The organism is Holdemania filiformis (assembly GCF_003459085.1).
Classification (GTDB): Bacteria; Bacillota_I; Bacilli_A; order Erysipelotrichales; family Erysipelotrichaceae; genus Holdemania; species Holdemania filiformis.
Genome location: NZ_QRUP01000001.1, coordinates 139,662 through 155,635, shown reverse-complemented (window position 1 = coordinate 155,635; position 15,974 = coordinate 139,662). Strand labels below are relative to the sequence as shown.

The 15,974-nt window shown below is 51.0% G+C and carries 18 protein-coding genes; 16 read left to right on the top strand and 2 right to left on the bottom strand.

Annotated elements, in window-relative coordinates:
• Positions 1-107: 107 nt before the first annotated feature.
• The 7 genes from DWY25_RS00740 to DWY25_RS00710 all read left to right on the top strand — a co-directional run bounded on the left by DWY25_RS00740 (position 108) and on the right by DWY25_RS00710 (position 6,443).
• Positions 108-815 (top strand): hypothetical protein, encoded by a 708-nt coding sequence (locus tag DWY25_RS00740; protein ID WP_117892425.1) that lies wholly within the window; start codon positions 108-110, stop codon positions 813-815.
• Positions 812-2,074, top strand: a complete 1,263-nt coding sequence (locus DWY25_RS00735; protein WP_117892422.1) for an ATP-binding protein — start codon at positions 812-814, stop codon at positions 2,072-2,074. Before DWY25_RS00740 ends, DWY25_RS00735 begins: the two co-directional genes overlap by 4 nt.
• The gene (locus DWY25_RS00730) at positions 2,068-3,348 is read left to right on the top strand and encodes a GHKL domain-containing protein (protein WP_117892420.1); all 1,281 of its coding nucleotides are present in this window, start codon (positions 2,068-2,070) and stop codon (positions 3,346-3,348) included. Before DWY25_RS00735 ends, DWY25_RS00730 begins: the two co-directional genes overlap by 7 nt.
• A gap of 192 nt (positions 3,349-3,540) precedes the next feature.
• On the top strand, positions 3,541-4,953 hold the full coding sequence (locus DWY25_RS00725) for a hypothetical protein (protein WP_117892417.1): 1,413 nt from the start codon (positions 3,541-3,543) through the stop codon (positions 4,951-4,953).
• Positions 4,950-5,474, top strand: a complete 525-nt coding sequence (locus DWY25_RS00720; protein ID WP_117892414.1) for a LytTR family DNA-binding domain-containing protein — start codon at positions 4,950-4,952, stop codon at positions 5,472-5,474. The genes DWY25_RS00725 and DWY25_RS00720 overlap by 4 nt, the downstream gene beginning before the upstream one ends.
• The gene (locus DWY25_RS00715; protein WP_117892411.1) at positions 5,471-5,854 is read left to right on the top strand and encodes a hypothetical protein; all 384 of its coding nucleotides are present in this window, start codon (positions 5,471-5,473) and stop codon (positions 5,852-5,854) included. Before DWY25_RS00720 ends, DWY25_RS00715 begins: the two co-directional genes overlap by 4 nt.
• Before the next feature lie 31 nt (positions 5,855-5,885).
• Positions 5,886-6,443 carry a P-loop nucleotide/nucleoside kinase family protein gene (locus tag DWY25_RS00710; RefSeq protein ID WP_244925896.1) on the top strand — a complete coding sequence of 186 codons (558 nt, stop codon included), beginning with the start codon at positions 5,886-5,888 and terminating at the stop codon, positions 6,441-6,443.
• 92 nt (positions 6,444-6,535) lie between these two features.
• Here DWY25_RS00710 and rpsT read toward each other — a convergent pair whose 3' ends face one another.
• Complete coding sequence (gene rpsT / locus DWY25_RS00705) at positions 6,536-6,796, bottom strand: 30S ribosomal protein S20 (protein ID WP_006060229.1); 261 nt, start codon at positions 6,794-6,796, stop codon at positions 6,536-6,538.
• Between the two features lie 181 nt (positions 6,797-6,977).
• Here rpsT and gpr point away from each other — a divergent pair, with 181 nt between their 5' ends.
• From gpr to hemW, 9 genes are all read left to right on the top strand, one after another.
• The gene (gene gpr / locus DWY25_RS00700) at positions 6,978-7,847 is read left to right on the top strand and encodes a GPR endopeptidase (protein WP_117892405.1); all 870 of its coding nucleotides are present in this window, start codon (positions 6,978-6,980) and stop codon (positions 7,845-7,847) included.
• 53 nt (positions 7,848-7,900) lie between these two features.
• Positions 7,901-8,743 carry a stage II sporulation protein P gene (locus DWY25_RS00695; protein ID WP_117892402.1) on the top strand — a complete coding sequence of 281 codons (843 nt, stop codon included), beginning with the start codon at positions 7,901-7,903 and terminating at the stop codon, positions 8,741-8,743.
• A complete protein-coding gene (locus DWY25_RS00690) occupies positions 8,740-9,018 on the top strand; it encodes a hypothetical protein (RefSeq protein WP_006060233.1) in 279 nt (92 codons plus the stop codon). The genes DWY25_RS00695 and DWY25_RS00690 overlap by 4 nt, the downstream gene beginning before the upstream one ends.
• 64 nt (positions 9,019-9,082) lie before the next feature.
• Complete coding sequence (gene fmt / locus DWY25_RS00685; protein WP_244925895.1) at positions 9,083-10,036, top strand: methionyl-tRNA formyltransferase; 954 nt, start codon at positions 9,083-9,085, stop codon at positions 10,034-10,036.
• Between the two features lie 281 nt (positions 10,037-10,317).
• Entirely contained in the window at positions 10,318-10,602 is a 285-nt protein-coding gene (locus DWY25_RS00680; RefSeq protein ID WP_117892396.1) for a hypothetical protein, read from the top strand.
• The gene (locus DWY25_RS00675) at positions 10,599-11,483 is read left to right on the top strand and encodes a HipA domain-containing protein (protein WP_117892391.1); all 885 of its coding nucleotides are present in this window, start codon (positions 10,599-10,601) and stop codon (positions 11,481-11,483) included. The genes DWY25_RS00680 and DWY25_RS00675 overlap by 4 nt, the downstream gene beginning before the upstream one ends.
• 176 nt (positions 11,484-11,659) lie before the next feature.
• A complete protein-coding gene (gene lepA / locus DWY25_RS00670; protein ID WP_117892388.1) occupies positions 11,660-13,465 on the top strand; it encodes a translation elongation factor 4 in 1,806 nt (601 codons plus the stop codon).
• Positions 13,466-13,591: 126 nt separating this feature from the next.
• On the top strand, positions 13,592-13,864 hold the full coding sequence (locus DWY25_RS00665; protein ID WP_006060237.1) for a MazG nucleotide pyrophosphohydrolase domain-containing protein: 273 nt from the start codon (positions 13,592-13,594) through the stop codon (positions 13,862-13,864).
• Positions 13,842-14,954 carry a radical SAM family heme chaperone HemW gene (hemW, locus tag DWY25_RS00660; protein WP_117892386.1) on the top strand — a complete coding sequence of 371 codons (1,113 nt, stop codon included), beginning with the start codon at positions 13,842-13,844 and terminating at the stop codon, positions 14,952-14,954. The genes DWY25_RS00665 and hemW overlap by 23 nt, the downstream gene beginning before the upstream one ends.
• Before the next feature lie 73 nt (positions 14,955-15,027).
• Here the strand turns inward: hemW and DWY25_RS00655 are convergent, their stop codons facing one another.
• The gene (locus tag DWY25_RS00655) at positions 15,028-15,882 is read right to left on the bottom strand and encodes an NAD(P)-dependent oxidoreductase (protein ID WP_117892383.1); all 855 of its coding nucleotides are present in this window, start codon (positions 15,880-15,882) and stop codon (positions 15,028-15,030) included.
• Positions 15,883-15,974 lie beyond the last annotated feature (92 nt).

Sequence of the window (15,974 nt, the reverse complement as noted above, 5' to 3'; positions counted from 1 at the left end):
ACTGCGCTACAATGAAAAAATAAAGTCAGTTCCTGATACTGACGATCACTTAGCTTGGAAGGGACAGCGGACGGCATTGGGGGCCGTTGACGCTGAAGGGGATAGTCATGAGCAATAAGAAAACAATGCTTTATCTGGCGGGCTTCTTTATAAGCCAGCTCGTTTTAGTCGTCGCGGTTTTCGGCGTGCGGAAAGAGATGGCAATCGTTCAGATTTTTATCATTCTCTCGCTGGCCATTGCGATCACGCTGGTCGGCGATTTCTGCATCTTCGGAATTATCCGCAGCGTGATGCGGTATAACGAAGAAGAACTGGAGCTGCGCCGGCTCACCGAATTGAACCAGCGGAATTATCAGTTCTATCAATTCGCCGTGATGCAGCAGCAGAATATCCGTTATTTTTATCATGACCTGTCGAATCATCTGATTACCCTGGAAATCCTGAAGGAACAGGGTAAGACGGAGGAGCTGAACGCGTATGCGGAAAAGCTGAAGACGCAATTTGAGCACCAGCTGCCCGCTTACAAGACCGGCAACGTCATGCTCGATATCTTGATTCAGTACAATCAGCTTCATGAGCCGGCCTGTCCGCTGACCGTCCGCGGTGCGGTTCCGGAACAATTCGATTTCTCAGCACTGCTGCATGGATTGCAGAAACTGGCGGAAATCTGTCCGGGAACGCCGGTAACCTTGTGCTTTGAGCCGGCGCTGCGTATGGAGCTGCCGGCGGCAGAGTTCGCGCAGAAACAAAAGGAAATCGAAACGCTGAAACAGGAAAACAGCTTGTTGGACATTATCGGGGTGACGGAAGAATGACGAATTCCATTTACTATTCTTTGAATCATATTCCGCTGATGATGACCTGGGCTTATTGTTACAATGAAATCCTGCCGGTCCGCAAGAGCTACTGGCGCGATTATCTAACGTTGGATCTGAGCATCACGCTGGCGGTGTTTGTCCTGCTGCATATCTACGCGCTTCCCGGATCGGTGCAGGACAATGCGGTTGTCCGCATGACGGTGTCCGCTGCGGTGATCGGGCTTGTGATCTACCTTGTGAAGCGCCCGGGGTTAAAAGCAACGTTATTTGCGCTGTTTGCTCAGCAGCTGCTTTCAATCACCGCGGAAATGGTGACGATGCTGATCACGCTGATCGGCGTGCAGTTCAGCCGCAGCGCGTATGAGAGCACTTTCTATATGAACATTTTTTCCTATCTGCTGCTGGACGGAATGAGCCTGTTGTTTTTCAAAGCCGCACTGAGCTTGGGAAAAAAACGCAGGCGCTCGATCGAAGGAGAATACTATACGATCGGTACGCTGCTTTTCACCTGTCAGTTTTTGTGGCTGTATATCTTGTCCTATAAGCTGATTTACATCAAGGAAGCCAGTCTGGGATTGTTGACGCAGGCGCTGGGGTTTCTGATCGTGACTGACGTTGTCGTCTTTTTCAGCGCTGTCCGGATCATCCGGCAGAAGCGAAAAAAACAAGAGCTGGACACCCGCACGCAAATGAGTGCGGAACTGGCGGCGCAGCTGGAAAAACTGGCGGAGAAGCAGGCGGGGCTTGAAACGGTTTTCCATGAAATGCACGATCCGGACGCGCAGATCGACCATCTGCAGGTGCTCCGGGGACGGCTGCGGGAACTGCGTGAAGAACTGTATTGTGAAAATCCGTATGCCAACGCATTATTTAATTATTATCGTCAGCTGTGCGATCAGAAGCAGATCGCCGTCACCTTTGAGATTGAATCCAGTCTCAGCGGGATTTTGGACGAGTACGATTTGAATACGCTGTTGTCCAATCTGTTAAAGAACGCGGTGGAAGCTGCAGAATTCAGCGATTCTCCGTTTATTGATTTTCAGGCGGCGGAAAAAGCCGGACTGCTGCTGATCCGCTGCCGCAACCGTGTGGCAAAAAACGGGCCGCAGCCAAAGAAAAAAATCAGCGGTCAGGGAACGGCGATCATGGACGCAATTCTGCACCGCTGCCATGGCGTGCGCCGCTTCAGTCTGGATCAGGATATCGCGACGGCAGAGATCGTCGTGGAACGGGGAAAGCCGGCGAAGTCATGTTAAACAACGAACCTTTTTTCTATTTCAATCATTTGATCCTATTTCTGATCTGGGCAGCTTTTCACTGCGCTTTTCTCAATCATCGGGAGCCGTTAAAAACGCTGTTTCCCAAGCTGTATCTGGCAATTGTCATCAACTTTATTTTTAATTTTATTCTGTTTTTGGTCTTTGACGAGTTCTTTGCGGTCAACAGTCTGCGGACGCTGACGACGATCATGTTCATGCTTCTGGTCGTGAAATTCGTGGTGAAGGACTCGTGGATGAATACGGTGTTCGCTATGATCTTTCACACGGTATGCATCCTGTTTTCCGAGATGCTGGCCATTCTGGTCATGGTTGCGGCCAGCGGTTTTGATCAGGCGGCGTTTCAGGATGCTTCGTTCTTTAGCACGGCAGGTTTTCTGGTGATGGACTTTTGGAATGCCTTGTTCTTCAGTCTGGTTATTTTATTGAAACGCAAGGTATTTCCCGCGATCGACTGGCAGAAACAGGCGCGCTTGATTCCGCTGATCGTCGTACATGGGCTGTGGATTTATCTGCTTTCCTATAAATTAATCTATGCTTATCAAATTACGATGAATCTGACCGCTTTTTTCATTGGATCCTGGCTGTGTCTGCAGGGATCGGCATTTTTCCTGATCCGCAGCCTGCTGCGAATGAAGGCGGCGCGTGAAAATGCCGAACAAAAACGGGAAAATAACGAGCGCATTCAGGCGCAGATCCTGACGTTGTATGAAAAGCAGGACGTGATGGATGAGGTCTGGCGAACGGTTAAGGCCCAGATCGGGCAGGTTGATGTGGAGCAACTCCGCTCTGCGCAGGATCAGATCGGCGCTATCCGCAACCTGATTTACTGCGATAATCCGTCAGTCAACGCGATGCTGGCCTCATTTGAACGACAATTTGCCAAACAAGCTGTCTCTTTTCAGATTACGATTGAAGCTTCCTTACTTTCAGGTATCGATGATTTCGACATGAACACGCTGTTGTCCAACCTGTTAAAAAATGCGCTGGAAGCCGCTGAGAGTGCGGCGAAGCCGGAGGTTTGTTTAACGATCACCCAACAAAAACAGATGTTATTTATCCGCTGTGTGAATTCCTGCGGTCAGCCGCGGCCGAAAAAGAAGCTGATTCAGGGCAATGGAACGAAGATCATCACGCAGATCGCTGAAAAGTATCAGGGTCAGGCCCGGTGGGAGAAGGAAGGCTCACGCCTGGTGGCCGAAGTGCTGCTGAATAAAACGCAAACGGAATTCGAAAAAGTTTTTGCGGCGTAAGATCACTTGTCATTATTTCAGCGATCTGAAATGATTGTGAAAGGATGAGGATTGAGTTATCTTAAGATCCAGCCTCCGGCCGTTGGGGTAGCATTCTGCCACTTAGGCATCAATATCGGCCGCTTACGCTGGATTTGTAGCGGACAATTTCCCTTTCGGGTACAATAAAAATGAATTAAAGGAGGGGATATCATGGCAGGCGTTGGAATGATGCTGATGATCTCGTTGGTCATCTTCGGCTTGGGCTTGTTTGTGTTTTTAACCTTTTCCCGGCGTCAGCGGCTGGGGACGTGCGGCAAGGAAACACCGCTGGACGGAAGTCCGCAGTCCATCGTGATGGCTGGCGCAGGTCTGGCACTTTTACTTTTTCAATGGGATTCGCCAGCTTCTCCGCTGCAATGGCTGATGTTTGCGGCCGCCGCCGCGGGTCTCGTTTTATTGGCGCGCAGTTTACGCCAGGGCTTGTTCGCCGGATCGGCCTTACTGCTGCTGGCGGGAATGTTGATGAAGCTGGTCTGGGACGATGAAGTGATGAAACAGCTGCTGCCGCTTGTCTTTTTGATCAGCTATGAATGTGCGGCGGCCGGGTTTATGGTCCATTCCGCGGAAGCCGGAGTACGCCGGCGGCTCGAGAGCTTGATGGGGTGGCTGGCGTTGTTGTTTGGGGTCGCGTTTTTAGGCCGCAATAACGCGCAGTGGCTGCCGCTGCAGTCGTTGTTACAGCTGATCTGTGCCTACAAAGTTTATTCCCGGGCGTTGGATTTCCGCGAACAATTCTATTTTGTGCAGAAGCAGCGGGGGATCCGGCAGTTAAAACCGATTCAGGCAGGCATGCTGGTCATAATCTCAGCGCTTTTGTTAGCAGGGGTGCAGGCAGGGCTGGTGCGGTCCGAAAGTAAAAATGCCCGGCCCCAGGTCTGGGTATACCGGACAGAGGACGAACATCTTAGCAACCTGATCGTGATCGAGGGAGAAAAACTGAAACTGAACCTGGCTTATCCGGTCAGCGACGCTTATGCGGATACGCGAATAAAGCTGCGGATCACGGAGACGGAAAGCGGTGAAGTCGTTTATGAAACGGAGGAAGCGTTGGATGATCAACGAACCGAACCGGGCAGTTATTGGATCATCAGCGAATTGCCGGGAATGAATCTCAGCGCCCGCCGGCCGGTTCCCTGGACGGTGACCTGGTCTGTTCTCAAGGACGATACGGTCCTTGAAACCCAGACGTTGAGCTGTGAGCCGCTTAGGCTTCCGGTCTTTGCGGGCGAGGGTCAGTATTTCCAAATCCGCAATCTGACTGCGGGCTATGGTTACTTCTCTTCCCCGGATGTGCAGGCGAGGAATACGCTGCGGATCAATCTGCTGCGGTTTCGGAATCTGGGATATCAGATGACAATGTTTGACGCGCAGGATCAGCCGGTCCTTGAAAGCTCGAGCAATGGAACGATCCGCGGCAGTCTGACATTAAGCCAGAGTACCTCAGGCTGGGGCGTAAACTTTGATGATGAGGAAGTGGTCCGCGGTGAAATCACAATCTGGGTCAGCGACGCGAAGGGGAAAAAGTTCTATGAGGAAACGATAGAGCTGGTGAAGCAGCCATGATCAAACTGATCTGTTTACCCGAGCATGAGGCCCAGCTGCGGGAAAAGCTGAAGCCCTTTGATGCGCTGGATCTGACGCTGGTCGAAAAAGGGGTTGATTATGACTCGATTGGAATTCTGTTTCAGATGGAGGATCTGGCGGAGCTGACCGCATTCCTCAATCATCATTTTCTGCAGGAAAAGCGGCAGACACTGACCGGGCAGCATGAGGGACGGACCTATGTTGTCGCACTGGCGGACGTGCTGTATATCGAAGGACTGCAGCGGGAAACGTTCGCTTATACCGCCAGCCGGTGTCTGCAGCTCAACCGCAAGCTATATCAGCTGCAGGAGGAGCTGTATCCGCGTCAGTTTATCCGCATCAGCAAATCCTATCTTGTCAATCTCGCAAAGGTCGAACAAATTGCCCCAAGCTTTAACGGCCGGCTGACGCTGGTGTTAAGCGGAGGCGTGCAGCTGGAGGTCAGCCGCAGCTATGCGCCGCATTTCCGCAAAGCGATTGGAATGGAGGGAAAACGATGATCGAACGATGGCTCTATCAAATCCTGATCGGGATGGCAATTCCCCTGACGGCCAGCTTCTTCAATCCCCGCGCGGCGTCGCCGGATGGAATCTGGATTGTACTGACCGGTATTGGCTACGCACTGTTTTTGGAAAGCTACCGGATCTGGATGCAGTCGCTGCGCAAAGGACAACCTTGGATCACGGGCGGTTGCCTGGCGCTGATCGCGCTGGTGGTTTTCAGTCATTTTACGTTGGAACGCTTTCTTCTTCTGATTGCGCTGGGCGTGCCAATGATGCGGCTGACCCGGTCGCTGCGCCAATATTCGCTGGCGCTTGATCACTTTAAGCAGCAGCTCGCGGAAGAAAATGAAGATCCATCCACGACCGGGAAGTGCTGAAAAGAATTCAGAAAAGGAAGAAGGGAAACCAATGAAAGGGGAAGCGATTCTTGCATGGCTTCATCAGGACGCGGATCCGCAGAAACCGCTCGTCGTGATGATGTGCGGCGTGGCCGGGGCCGGGAAGACGACGCTGGCGAAGCAGCTGGAAGCCGCGGGGTATCTGCGCTTGTCAATTGACGAGGAAGTATGGCGGCAATATGGCCGGTATGGCGTGGATTATCCAGCCTCAGCCTATGCCGCGTATTCAGCCGCAGTCGAGGCCCAGCTGCAAGATCAGCGGGTGAAAGCAATTCAAGAACATCGGCCGGTGGTCATTGATTTTAGTTTCTGGAATCGGAAGAACCGTGATGCTTACCGCCAGCGGATTGCCGCGGCCGGCGGGCAGGCCCGGCTGCTCTATTTAAAAGCCAGTCCGGAATGTTTGCGCCGCCGTCTGCGTCAGCGGGCGCAGCGCCGCGACGCCAATGCCGCGTTTGAAATCACCGACGATATTCTCAACGGATATCTTCAGGACTTTGAAGCGCCGCAAGGAGAAGGAGAGCTGGTGATCGATCAGGATCAGGCCGCGGATTTTCCTTGCGCTTAGAAGCCGGACAGGGACGGAGCGGAGGTCTCCGACTTGTACCGCTGTGCAGCAAACCATAAAAAAAGATCCGGAATCCGGATCTTTTTCGCATCTTACAGAGAGTTGACCGCTTTCGCTAAGCGAGCCTTCTGACGTGCTGTGTAGTTCTTGTGCTTCAGATGGCTGGTAACGGCTTTATCTAATAAAGAATTTGCAGTGTTGTACGCTGCAACTGCCTTTTCCTTATCCTTCGCTTCAACCGCAACCAGGACTTCCTTGATCGCTGTCTTCAGCGCGGATTTTTCCGCAGTTTTCGCTGCATTTCTCTTTAAATTAGTAATCGAACGTTTCTTCTGAGACTTGATGTTTGGCATTCTGACACCTCCTCCGCATTTATACCTTAAGAATTATAACAAAAGGAAGGTGAAAATGCAAACACTAATGGAAAAAGGTGACAAGAAACAAAGCGGGAATGGCAAAAATAAAGGTTGATTCCGATCAAAACCCGCGCATAACCGGCAGAAGATCCGCGCATACTAAGTCCGAGGTGAGCGTATGCGCAAACACAGAACCGATCTAGCCTATGAAGAAGTGCTGGATTTACAGGACAATGAGAATTTTACCCATACGAAGAAAGCGTACCGGGGGATTACAACCCATCATATTTCAATCCATCATCCGTGCGAGGAAATTGACAAGCAGCCGGGTGAGTATGTCACGATCGAGCTGGACGATCTGAACGATGCATCCCAACGGGAAGAGGCGATTGCCGTGACGTCGGATTGTCTTAAACAAATCATCAGCGGACTTCCCACGCAGGGAACCCGGGCGTTAATCGTCGGGTTGGGCAACCAGGAGATCACAGCGGATTCCTTAGGCCCGATGGCGGCCCGCGAGGTGATCGTCACCGCCCATCTGCACCGGCTGAACGAAGCAGAACTGGCGCAGGGAACCAGCGAGGTCGCGGTCATCGTTCCCGGCGTAATGGGGCAGACCGGTCTGGAAACCGCGGAATTTGTCCAGGCGGTAGCCCGGCAGTTTAAGCCCGACTTTGTGATCGCGATCGACGCGCTGGCAACCCGTTCCATCGAGCGGATCAACCGGGTGATTCAGATCAGCGATACCGGGATTCAGCCTGGCGGCGGGGTCGGCAATCACCGCAAAGTGCTCAACGAGGAACTGGCGCAGGCGCCCGTCGTCGCGATCGGCGTCGCAACGGTCGTCAGCATCGAAGCGCTGATCGATCAGGTTCTTTCGACGATTCAATGCGGCGATTATGAAAAGGTGATGGAACATATCCATTATCAGGAATCCTACCAGATGGTCGTGACACCCAAGGAAATGGACGAGGAAGTCAAGCATTTGACGGAAGTGATTTCAACGGCGATCAATCAGGTGCTTCATCCCCGCTACGCTCAGATGTAGTCATGAGCCCCCTTTGCCCCGCATAAACTGCGGAAAGAGAGGGGGCTTTTTCCTTGAAAACAAAGCTGAAAATCACACTCAAATGTCTGCTGATCCTGGCCTTTCTCGTCATGACTTCATTCTTTACCGGCTTCCGCGAGTTACTTTCGCAGAATAAAACCTCGGTGCTGGAGTCGATCCTGCATCCGGTAATCGACCTGGACCGCATCTCAATCAAGGAACAGCTGGCGCTGCTGCCGGACTTCAAACAGGCGGTGGAACGGATTGATGAGGTTGTGATCAACGAGCCATTTGTACCGAAATTTGAAAAGGAAGAAAAACCGGAGAAAAAATCCGTTTACATCTATAACACCCATCAGTCGGAAACGTACAGCGACGGCACGACGACGTATGAAATCGGCATGGAGCTTGCGAAAATGTTAGAAGAAGAGGGGTATTATGTTTATTTTCAGACCGGGAATTTCCTGCGTGAAGCGGAGGAGGAAGGGCTGAAATACAACCAATTATATACGATTTCCCGCCGTCATATCAACGATACGTTTGCCGAACACGGCGGCTTTGATCTGGTCATCGACCTGCACCGCGACTCCGCGCCGCGTTCCGCTTCCATTCTGGAGAGCGACGGGGTTACTTATGCGAAGATGATGTTTGTGGTCGGCATGAAATCTTCCAATGCCGCTCACGTCATGGAGCATTCCCGGCAATTAACCGACAAAATCAACCAGGTGATGCCAGGTATAATGAGATCAGTTTTTGAACGGCAGTCAGTTTACAACCAGGATATGGCGGAGAACATGGTGCTGCTGGAATTGGGAACGGACCAGAACAGCACGGAGGAAGTCCGCAATTCCTTACAGATTTTAGTCGAAGCGTTAACGAACGGAGGGATCGAATGAAACGGTTTATTCTGGACGCCTTTTTGATTTTAATCGTCGTCAGTATCGGCAGTACGCTCAATCAGCAGCAGCCGGAATCCACGATCCAGCAGCGGATCGACGAATTCAACCGTCAGATTGAACAGGAAGAAGTGATTGAGCCGCCCGTCCACCGGGCCTCGATGTATCAGATTCAGGAGAACGCCGCCGGTCAGCTGGGGGCGAATATTTCCGAAATGGTCATCCGTGTCGTCGATGGTTCCGTGCGCATGATCGCCTCGGCTTTCGGCCAATGAACCGCGCATCTTCCTTTTGTTTATGGTATAATCGTTGACGTAAACGAAAAAGGAGGGATGCCTCTTGAAAACAAGAGTCTTATTTATGGGAACGCCGGACTTTGCCTGCGGGATTTTACAGGCGCTGACCGAGCTGCCATTTGTCGAACTGGTCGGGGTCGTATCGCAGCCGGACAAGAAGGTCGGTCGGCAGCAGAAGCTGCAGCCGACGCCGGTGCACGCCCTGGCGCAGCAGCTGGCGCTGCCGGTACTGCAGCCGGAGAAGATCCGCACGGAGTATGCGGAAGTGCTGGCATTAAACCCGGAGCTGATCGTCACCTGCGCGTATGGTCAGATGGTCCCGGAGGCCGTGCTGAACGCTCCGAAATACGGCTGCATCAACGTTCATGCTTCGCTGCTGCCGAAATACCGCGGCGGCTCGCCGATCCATACCGCGATCATTCAGGGCGAAACGGAAAGCGGCGTGACGATCATGCAGATGGTAAAGAAAATGGACGCCGGGGATATGCTGGCGGTCAAAAAGGTAGCGATTGAAGCGGAAGATACGACGGAAGTCCTGCATGACAAGCTGATGGCGGCAGGCGCGGTCTTGCTGAAGGAATGTCTGCTGGACTATATCGAAGGCCGGATTACGCCGATTCCCCAGGATGAAGCGCAGGTCAGCTTCGCCTGGAATATCACGAAAGAACAGGAGCGGATTGATTTTTCTAAATCAGGCTGGCAGATCTATAATCAGATCCGCGGGCTGATCTCCTGGCCGGTAGGCTATGGTGTGATCGCCGGACAGAAAATGAAGTTCTGGGGCGTGCGCTATCGCGAAGAGAAGTCCGGAAAGCCGAGCGGCACCATTCTCGGTTTTGACGAAACCGGGATGCAGGTCGCCGCGGGTGAGGGGATGCTTATCGTAACCGAGCTGCAGATGGAAGGCAAAAAACGGGTCAGCGCCAGGGATTTCTACAATGGTAAAGGTAAGCAGCTGATCGGTTGCCAGTTTGAAGCGTTGGCTGATTCGCAATAAAGCGAAGCTTTGTTGGCTCAAGTCTGTTTGGAGCTAGCGGATGTCAGGCGTGAAGGAAAAGGCGCAACCGCTGGGAATAAGTAGAAAAGCCGGTAGAATTTAGCCGGCTTTTTAAACATTTTAGAATTTTATTTAATTCGTGATGATCATGGAGTAAGCAACTGAGCAGGATGTTCTTCAATCATGTTATAATAAAAACATAAGAAAAACAGAATCAATGCTGAAATCATTAAAAATGAGATGATTAAGGAAATTCGGAGTTTATTTTCGGAGGTACAGCGATGAGAAAAAATGGAATTCATGATTTGAATTTGGATGATCAGGGCAAACCAAAAGATAAAGGCTATCTAGAAAGAGATTTGCCAGAATATTTACAGAGATCATTGGCACAATGGGTTAGGGCTCAAAATCTTTTGAAACAAGGAGAGCACTACACCATGATGGATTGCGATTGGTGTGAACTGAATAGTGACATCAATGTCGCAGAGGTAGGAAATGAAATAAGTACTGAACAGGCGAATTATTTAAGAGAGAAATATTTAGGAATGGAGGTGACGGAAAAATGATCGATTATTCTTTATTCTCACATAGCAAAAAAACTTACTCCGGTGCTAATGGCGCAAAAAGATCAATCATGATAAATGGTGAGAAATGGATGATCAAATTTCCTACGAAAGCAACTTTAAACGAAAATCTAAGCTATGCCAACAGTGCCTATTCAGAATACATCGGCTGTCATATTTTTAACGAAATAGGAATCTTAGCGCAAGAAACGATGATAGGGTTATATGGCGAGAAAATCGTTGTAGCTTGTAAAGATTTTGCAACAGAGAGAGAATTGAATGATTTTGCCTCTCTGAAAAATCAAATTATTGATACAAATCGTAACGGATATGGTACAGAGTTAGAAGAAATACTAATGTCAATTGAAGAACAAAGTTTAATCGAAAAAAATGTGCTGAAAAATTATTTTTGGGATATGTTTATTGTTGATGCATTGATCGGTAATTGGGATCGGCATAATGGTAATTGGGGATTTTTGTATGATGAAAAGACAGACTGTCTGGAAATAGCCCCGATTTTTGACTGCGGAAGTTCGTTGTATCCGCAGGCAGACAACATAATGATGGAAAAAATATTGAATGATCAAAATGAAATGAATGCACGAATTTATAATCGCCCGACATCCGCTATCCAGATGAACAAACACCGTATCAACTATTTTGATTTTCTAGCATCGCTGAATAATGAAGATTGTAATGAAGCTTTGAAAAGAATCATGCCTAAAATTCAAATGGATCAAATTTATGAAATAATAAATACTGCCCCGGGAATTACGGATTTGCAGAGTCGGTTTTATAAACAAATACTGAAAGAACGAAAAGAGAGAATATTAGATTATGCTTATAATAAACTATTACAGAGAGAATCTGGTAATAGGCTTTAAACAAAAATATTAGGTAAAGCGCCTGAAGTGGATTGTATATTGTCAATCAACCTTAAAGAAATTTCTTTTGGATAGAAAACAAATGAAGCAGATTTACGATGTCGCGAAAATCGGTTCTGCTTTCCTTTGAGGTCGGCTTTTGATATAATAGGACAGAAGTTTAAGGAGGAAGGACAATGGATCAGTCGAAGATCAGGAACTTTTCGATCATTGCCCACATCGACCATGGCAAATCCACATTGGCGGACCGGATTCTGGAAATGACGGAAACCGTTCAGCATCGGGAAATGGTTGATCAGATCCTGGATTCTCTGGATCTGGAACGGGAACGCGGCATTACGATCAAACTGAACGCGGTTCAGCTGAAATATAAAGCAAAAGATGGCGAGGAATACGTTTTCCATCTGATCGACACCCCGGGGCACGTCGATTTTACGTATGAGGTTTCACGTTCACTGGCGGCGTGCGAAGGCGCAGTGCTGGTCGTGGACGCGGCGCAGGGAATTGAGGCGCAGACGCTGGCGAATGTCTATTTAGCGCTGGACAACGATTTGGAGATCGTGCCGGTCATCAATAAAATTGATTTGCCGAGCGCGCAGCCGGAGGTCGTCAAGGAAGAAATTGAAAACGTCATCGGGCTGGATTGTACGGAAGCACCGTTGATTTCAGCGAAGACCGGACTCAATGTCCAGGATGTGCTGGAGGAAGTCGTGAAGAAGATTCCGGCGCCTGCCGGCGATCCGCAGGCTCCGTTAAAAGCGCTGGTGTTTGATTCGGTCTATGACTCCTATCGCGGCGTTATCGTCTTTGTCCGCGTCAAGGACGGCCGGATTCAGGTCGGCGATAAAATCCGTTTCATGAATAATCAGGCTGAATATGAAGTGTTGGAATGCGGCGTGCGCAATCCGAAGGAAGTCAAGCTTGACGCTTTGGAGTGCGGCGAAGTCGGCTGGTTTGCGGCGAGCATCAAATCCGTGCAGGACGTCAGCGTCGGCGCGACCGTCACGAAGGCGGACAATCCGGCAAACGAAGCGCTGCCGGGCTACCGGAAGATGAATCCGATGGTTTACTGCGGTCTGTATCCGACCGATTCCGCGAAATACAACGATCTGCGCGACGCGCTTGAAAAGCTCAAGCTGAACGATGCTTCGCTGCAGTTTGAGGCGGAAACGTCCCAAGCTCTGGGCTTCGGCTTCCGCTGCGGCTTTCTCGGCCTGCTGCACATGGATGTCGTTCAGGAACGGCTGGAACGGGAGTACAACCTGTCGCTGATCGCGACGGCGCCGAGCGTTATCTATCATTGCTACCTGACCGACGGCTCGATGGTCAAGATCGACAACCCGGCGCATCTGCCGGAAGTCCAGCGGATTGAACGGCTGGAAGAACCGTATGTCACCGCGAACATCATGGTGCCCAACGAATACATCGGCGCGGTTATGGAGCTGTGTCAGAACAAGCGCGGAATCTATAAGGACATGCATTACATCGATGCGAACCGCAATACGCTGGAATATGAAATTCCATTAGGCGAGATTGTATTTGATTTCTTCGATAAGCTGAAAAGCTGTACGAAGGGCTATGCGTCGCTGGACTATGAAATCAGCGAATACAAAAAGAGCGATCTGGTCAAGATGGACATTCTGCTCAACGGCGAATTGATCGACGCCTTGTCGATCATCGTGCACCGCGATTTTGCTTATACCCGTGGCAATTCCATTACTGTGAAGCTGAAGGAACTGATCCCGAAGCAGCAGTTTGAAATTCCGGTGCAGGCGGCGGTGAACGGGAAGATTATCGCGCGGACCAATATCAAGTCGCTCCGCAAAAACGTTCTGGCCAAGTGTTACGGCGGCGATATTTCACGAAAGAAGAAGCTGCTGGAAAAACAGAAGGAAGGCAAAAAGCGGATGAAGGCGGTCGGATCCGTAGAAATTCCGCAGGAAGCGTTCATGGCTGTCCTGTCGATGGACGACGATAAATAAAAACAGGCCGGCGGCAGGCGAACCTCAGCGATTGGATCATCCCTTCGCGGGTTTCAGTGCCGCGCCTGTTTTTTTGGTTGACGAGTTTAAAAATAGGAATGAGCGAAGAAAGGTCAGGGATAAGTTATGGCGATATCAGATGAAATCCAACAGCTGCGGATCGACTGCGGCTGGGATCAAACCGACACACCGGCGATTTTAGCCAAGTCGGTCTTTGCCGAAGCCGGGGAGCTGCTGGAATGCTTTATTCAAACCGAGGAAACACCGGACTGGGACGCGGTGAAAAGCGAGGTCGCCGATGTTTTGATGTACGCGATGTCGATCTGCATTGATCAAGGATGGGACGCCGAGGAAGTCATCCGGGAGAAGTTTGCCGATGTGCGCCGCCGTTACCTTTGAGAACCGCGCGCTGTATGTTCACATTCCATTCTGTCAGGGAATCTGTGCGTACTGTGATTTCACCCGCGTGCGCTACCATACCGGACTGGCTGATCAGTATTTGAAGCAGCTGGCCAGGGAACTGGAAGAACGGGTGCCCTGCCAAGGCATGGAAACAGTCTACATCGGCGGGGGGACGCCGACCGCATTATCGCCCGATCAGCTGCGGCGGCTGCTGGACTTGCTTCAGCCTTATCTGCAAGGGGCGGCAGAGGTCACAATCGAAGCCAATCCGGAAGCGATCAGCACAGAACTGATCGAAATTTTGTTGAACGGCGGGATCAACCGGATATCGCTCGGCCTGCAATCCTGCGACGATGAAATTCTGAAGCAGATCGGCCGGCGGCATACATTCGCTCAGGCGCGTCAGGCAGTGCGGCGGCTTCAGCAGGCCGGCTTGACGAATATTTCCTGTGATTTGATCTACAGCCTTCCGCGTCAGACGAGGACACAATGGGAAAAAACACTTCAGGACGTCCTGTCGCTGAACATTCCGCATTGCTCGCTGTATGCGCTGACGATTGAGGAACACAGCGAATTCGGCCGGACGGGTCAGCGGCCATTGGACGAGGACACCGAAGCCAGCATGTATTTTGAAGCGGTCCGGGTTTTAACCGAGGCCGGCTATCAACATTATGAAATATCCAATTTCGCGAAGCCGGGCTATGCGTCGCGGCATAATCTGCATTATTGGAACTATGATGATTTTTACGGCGTCGGGCTGGGCGCCAGCGGGAAGCTGAGTTCTTTTCGTTATGACAACACACGCAATTTTCAGGAATATTTTAAAGGACACTGGATCGGGGAAACGATCGAACTGTCGCGGCGGGATCAGATGTTCGAAAGGGTGATGATGAATCTGCGCACAGCCCGGGGGTTGTCGCTGGCTGACTTTGAACAGAAGTTCGGGTTGCCGCTGAGCGAGGTCTATCCGGATGCGGTGCAGAAAGGGATCCAGCAGGGCTGGCTCAGAATGACGGAGGACCGCCTGGCACCGACCGAAGCTGGCATGGCGTTATTAAATACGGTACTGGAGGAGTTTCTGGATTAAGAAACTTCTTTTCCATTGAGGTCAAACCGATCCATTAAAAAAACCTCCGGAAACATCCGAAGGTAAAAAGAAGCTATTTTTCGTAATGCTTGATGATGGCCTGGGTGCCCAGATCGCCCTCGCCCGCATCCTGCATCTGTTCATACATGGAAAGCACGATCTCCAGTACTGGCAGCTCCACGTTCTGCGCTGTTGCCGCTTCCTTAGCCAGCCGCATATCCTTGATGAAATGCTTGATGAAGAAACCCGGATTATAATCTTCCTGCAGCATCTTGACGCCGTTGTTGCTCATCTGCCAGCTGCCGGCTGCGCCCTTGCTGATGGCGCCGAGCAGTTTTTCCGGATCCAGGCCGTTCGCCTTGGCATAGACGATCGCTTCCGCCACCGCGCTGACCGTACCGGCGATTGCGATTTGATTCGCCATCTTGGTATGCTGGCCGCAGCCTGCCGGTCCCATTCGCAGCACGGATTTGCCCATCTTGTTGAAATACGGCAGGCAGGCGTTAAAATCCGCTTCCTCGCCGCCGACCATGATCGACAACGTGCCCGCTGCCGCGCCGCTGTCCCCGCCGGAAACCGGTGCGTCCAATACGCGGATCTGATGCTCTTTTCCCTGTTGATGAAGCTTCACCGCCAGCGAAGGGGAGGACGTCGTCATATCGACCGCAATGGCTCCCGGCTTGGCTGCTTTGAAGATTTCAGTGTAAACTTCTTCGACGTCTTTCGGGAAACCGACGATTGTGAAGATCAAGTCCGCGTCCTTGACGGCGTCGGCGACAGTATAAGCGACCTGCGCGCCTTTTTCCTTTAACGCTTCCGCTTTGGCCGCCGTCCGGTTGTAGACTGTAACTTCGTCGCCCTGATTCAATAAATGGGAAACCATGGATTTACCCATGACCCCGGTTCCGATCCATGCAATTTTACTCATCGTATCACCTCTTGTCCTATTATACCTTCACCCGGGGGCAAAACACAAGCGCCGCTGTCGCTGCTCAGCAGGGTGGATTAACCTGTAAACCG

Coding starts and splice junctions, on each gene's coding strand:
- DWY25_RS00690 (WP_006060233.1), top strand. CDS start 8,740: ATGAAACGGTTTATTCTGGACGCCTTTTTGATTTTAATCGTCGTCAGT.
- DWY25_RS00680 (WP_117892396.1), top strand. CDS start 10,318: ATGAGAAAAAATGGAATTCATGATTTGAATTTGGATGATCAGGGCAAA.
- DWY25_RS00655 (WP_117892383.1), bottom strand. CDS start 15,882: ATGAGTAAAATTGCATGGATCGGAACCGGGGTCATGGGTAAATCCATG.
- DWY25_RS00740 (WP_117892425.1), top strand. CDS start 108: ATGAGCAATAAGAAAACAATGCTTTATCTGGCGGGCTTCTTTATAAGC.
- DWY25_RS00725 (WP_117892417.1), top strand. CDS start 3,541: ATGGCAGGCGTTGGAATGATGCTGATGATCTCGTTGGTCATCTTCGGC.
- gpr (WP_117892405.1), top strand. CDS start 6,978: ATGCGCAAACACAGAACCGATCTAGCCTATGAAGAAGTGCTGGATTTA.
- DWY25_RS00675 (WP_117892391.1), top strand. CDS start 10,599: ATGATCGATTATTCTTTATTCTCACATAGCAAAAAAACTTACTCCGGT.
- DWY25_RS00720 (WP_117892414.1), top strand. CDS start 4,950: ATGATCAAACTGATCTGTTTACCCGAGCATGAGGCCCAGCTGCGGGAA.
- DWY25_RS00665 (WP_006060237.1), top strand. CDS start 13,592: ATGGCGATATCAGATGAAATCCAACAGCTGCGGATCGACTGCGGCTGG.
- DWY25_RS00735 (WP_117892422.1), top strand. CDS start 812: ATGACGAATTCCATTTACTATTCTTTGAATCATATTCCGCTGATGATG.
- DWY25_RS00730 (WP_117892420.1), top strand. CDS start 2,068: ATGTTAAACAACGAACCTTTTTTCTATTTCAATCATTTGATCCTATTT.
- DWY25_RS00710 (WP_244925896.1), top strand. CDS start 5,886: ATGAAAGGGGAAGCGATTCTTGCATGGCTTCATCAGGACGCGGATCCG.
- DWY25_RS00715 (WP_117892411.1), top strand. CDS start 5,471: ATGATCGAACGATGGCTCTATCAAATCCTGATCGGGATGGCAATTCCC.
- rpsT (WP_006060229.1), bottom strand. CDS start 6,796: ATGCCAAACATCAAGTCTCAGAAGAAACGTTCGATTACTAATTTAAAG.
- lepA (WP_117892388.1), top strand. CDS start 11,660: ATGGATCAGTCGAAGATCAGGAACTTTTCGATCATTGCCCACATCGAC.
- hemW (WP_117892386.1), top strand. CDS start 13,842: ATGTGCGCCGCCGTTACCTTTGAGAACCGCGCGCTGTATGTTCACATT.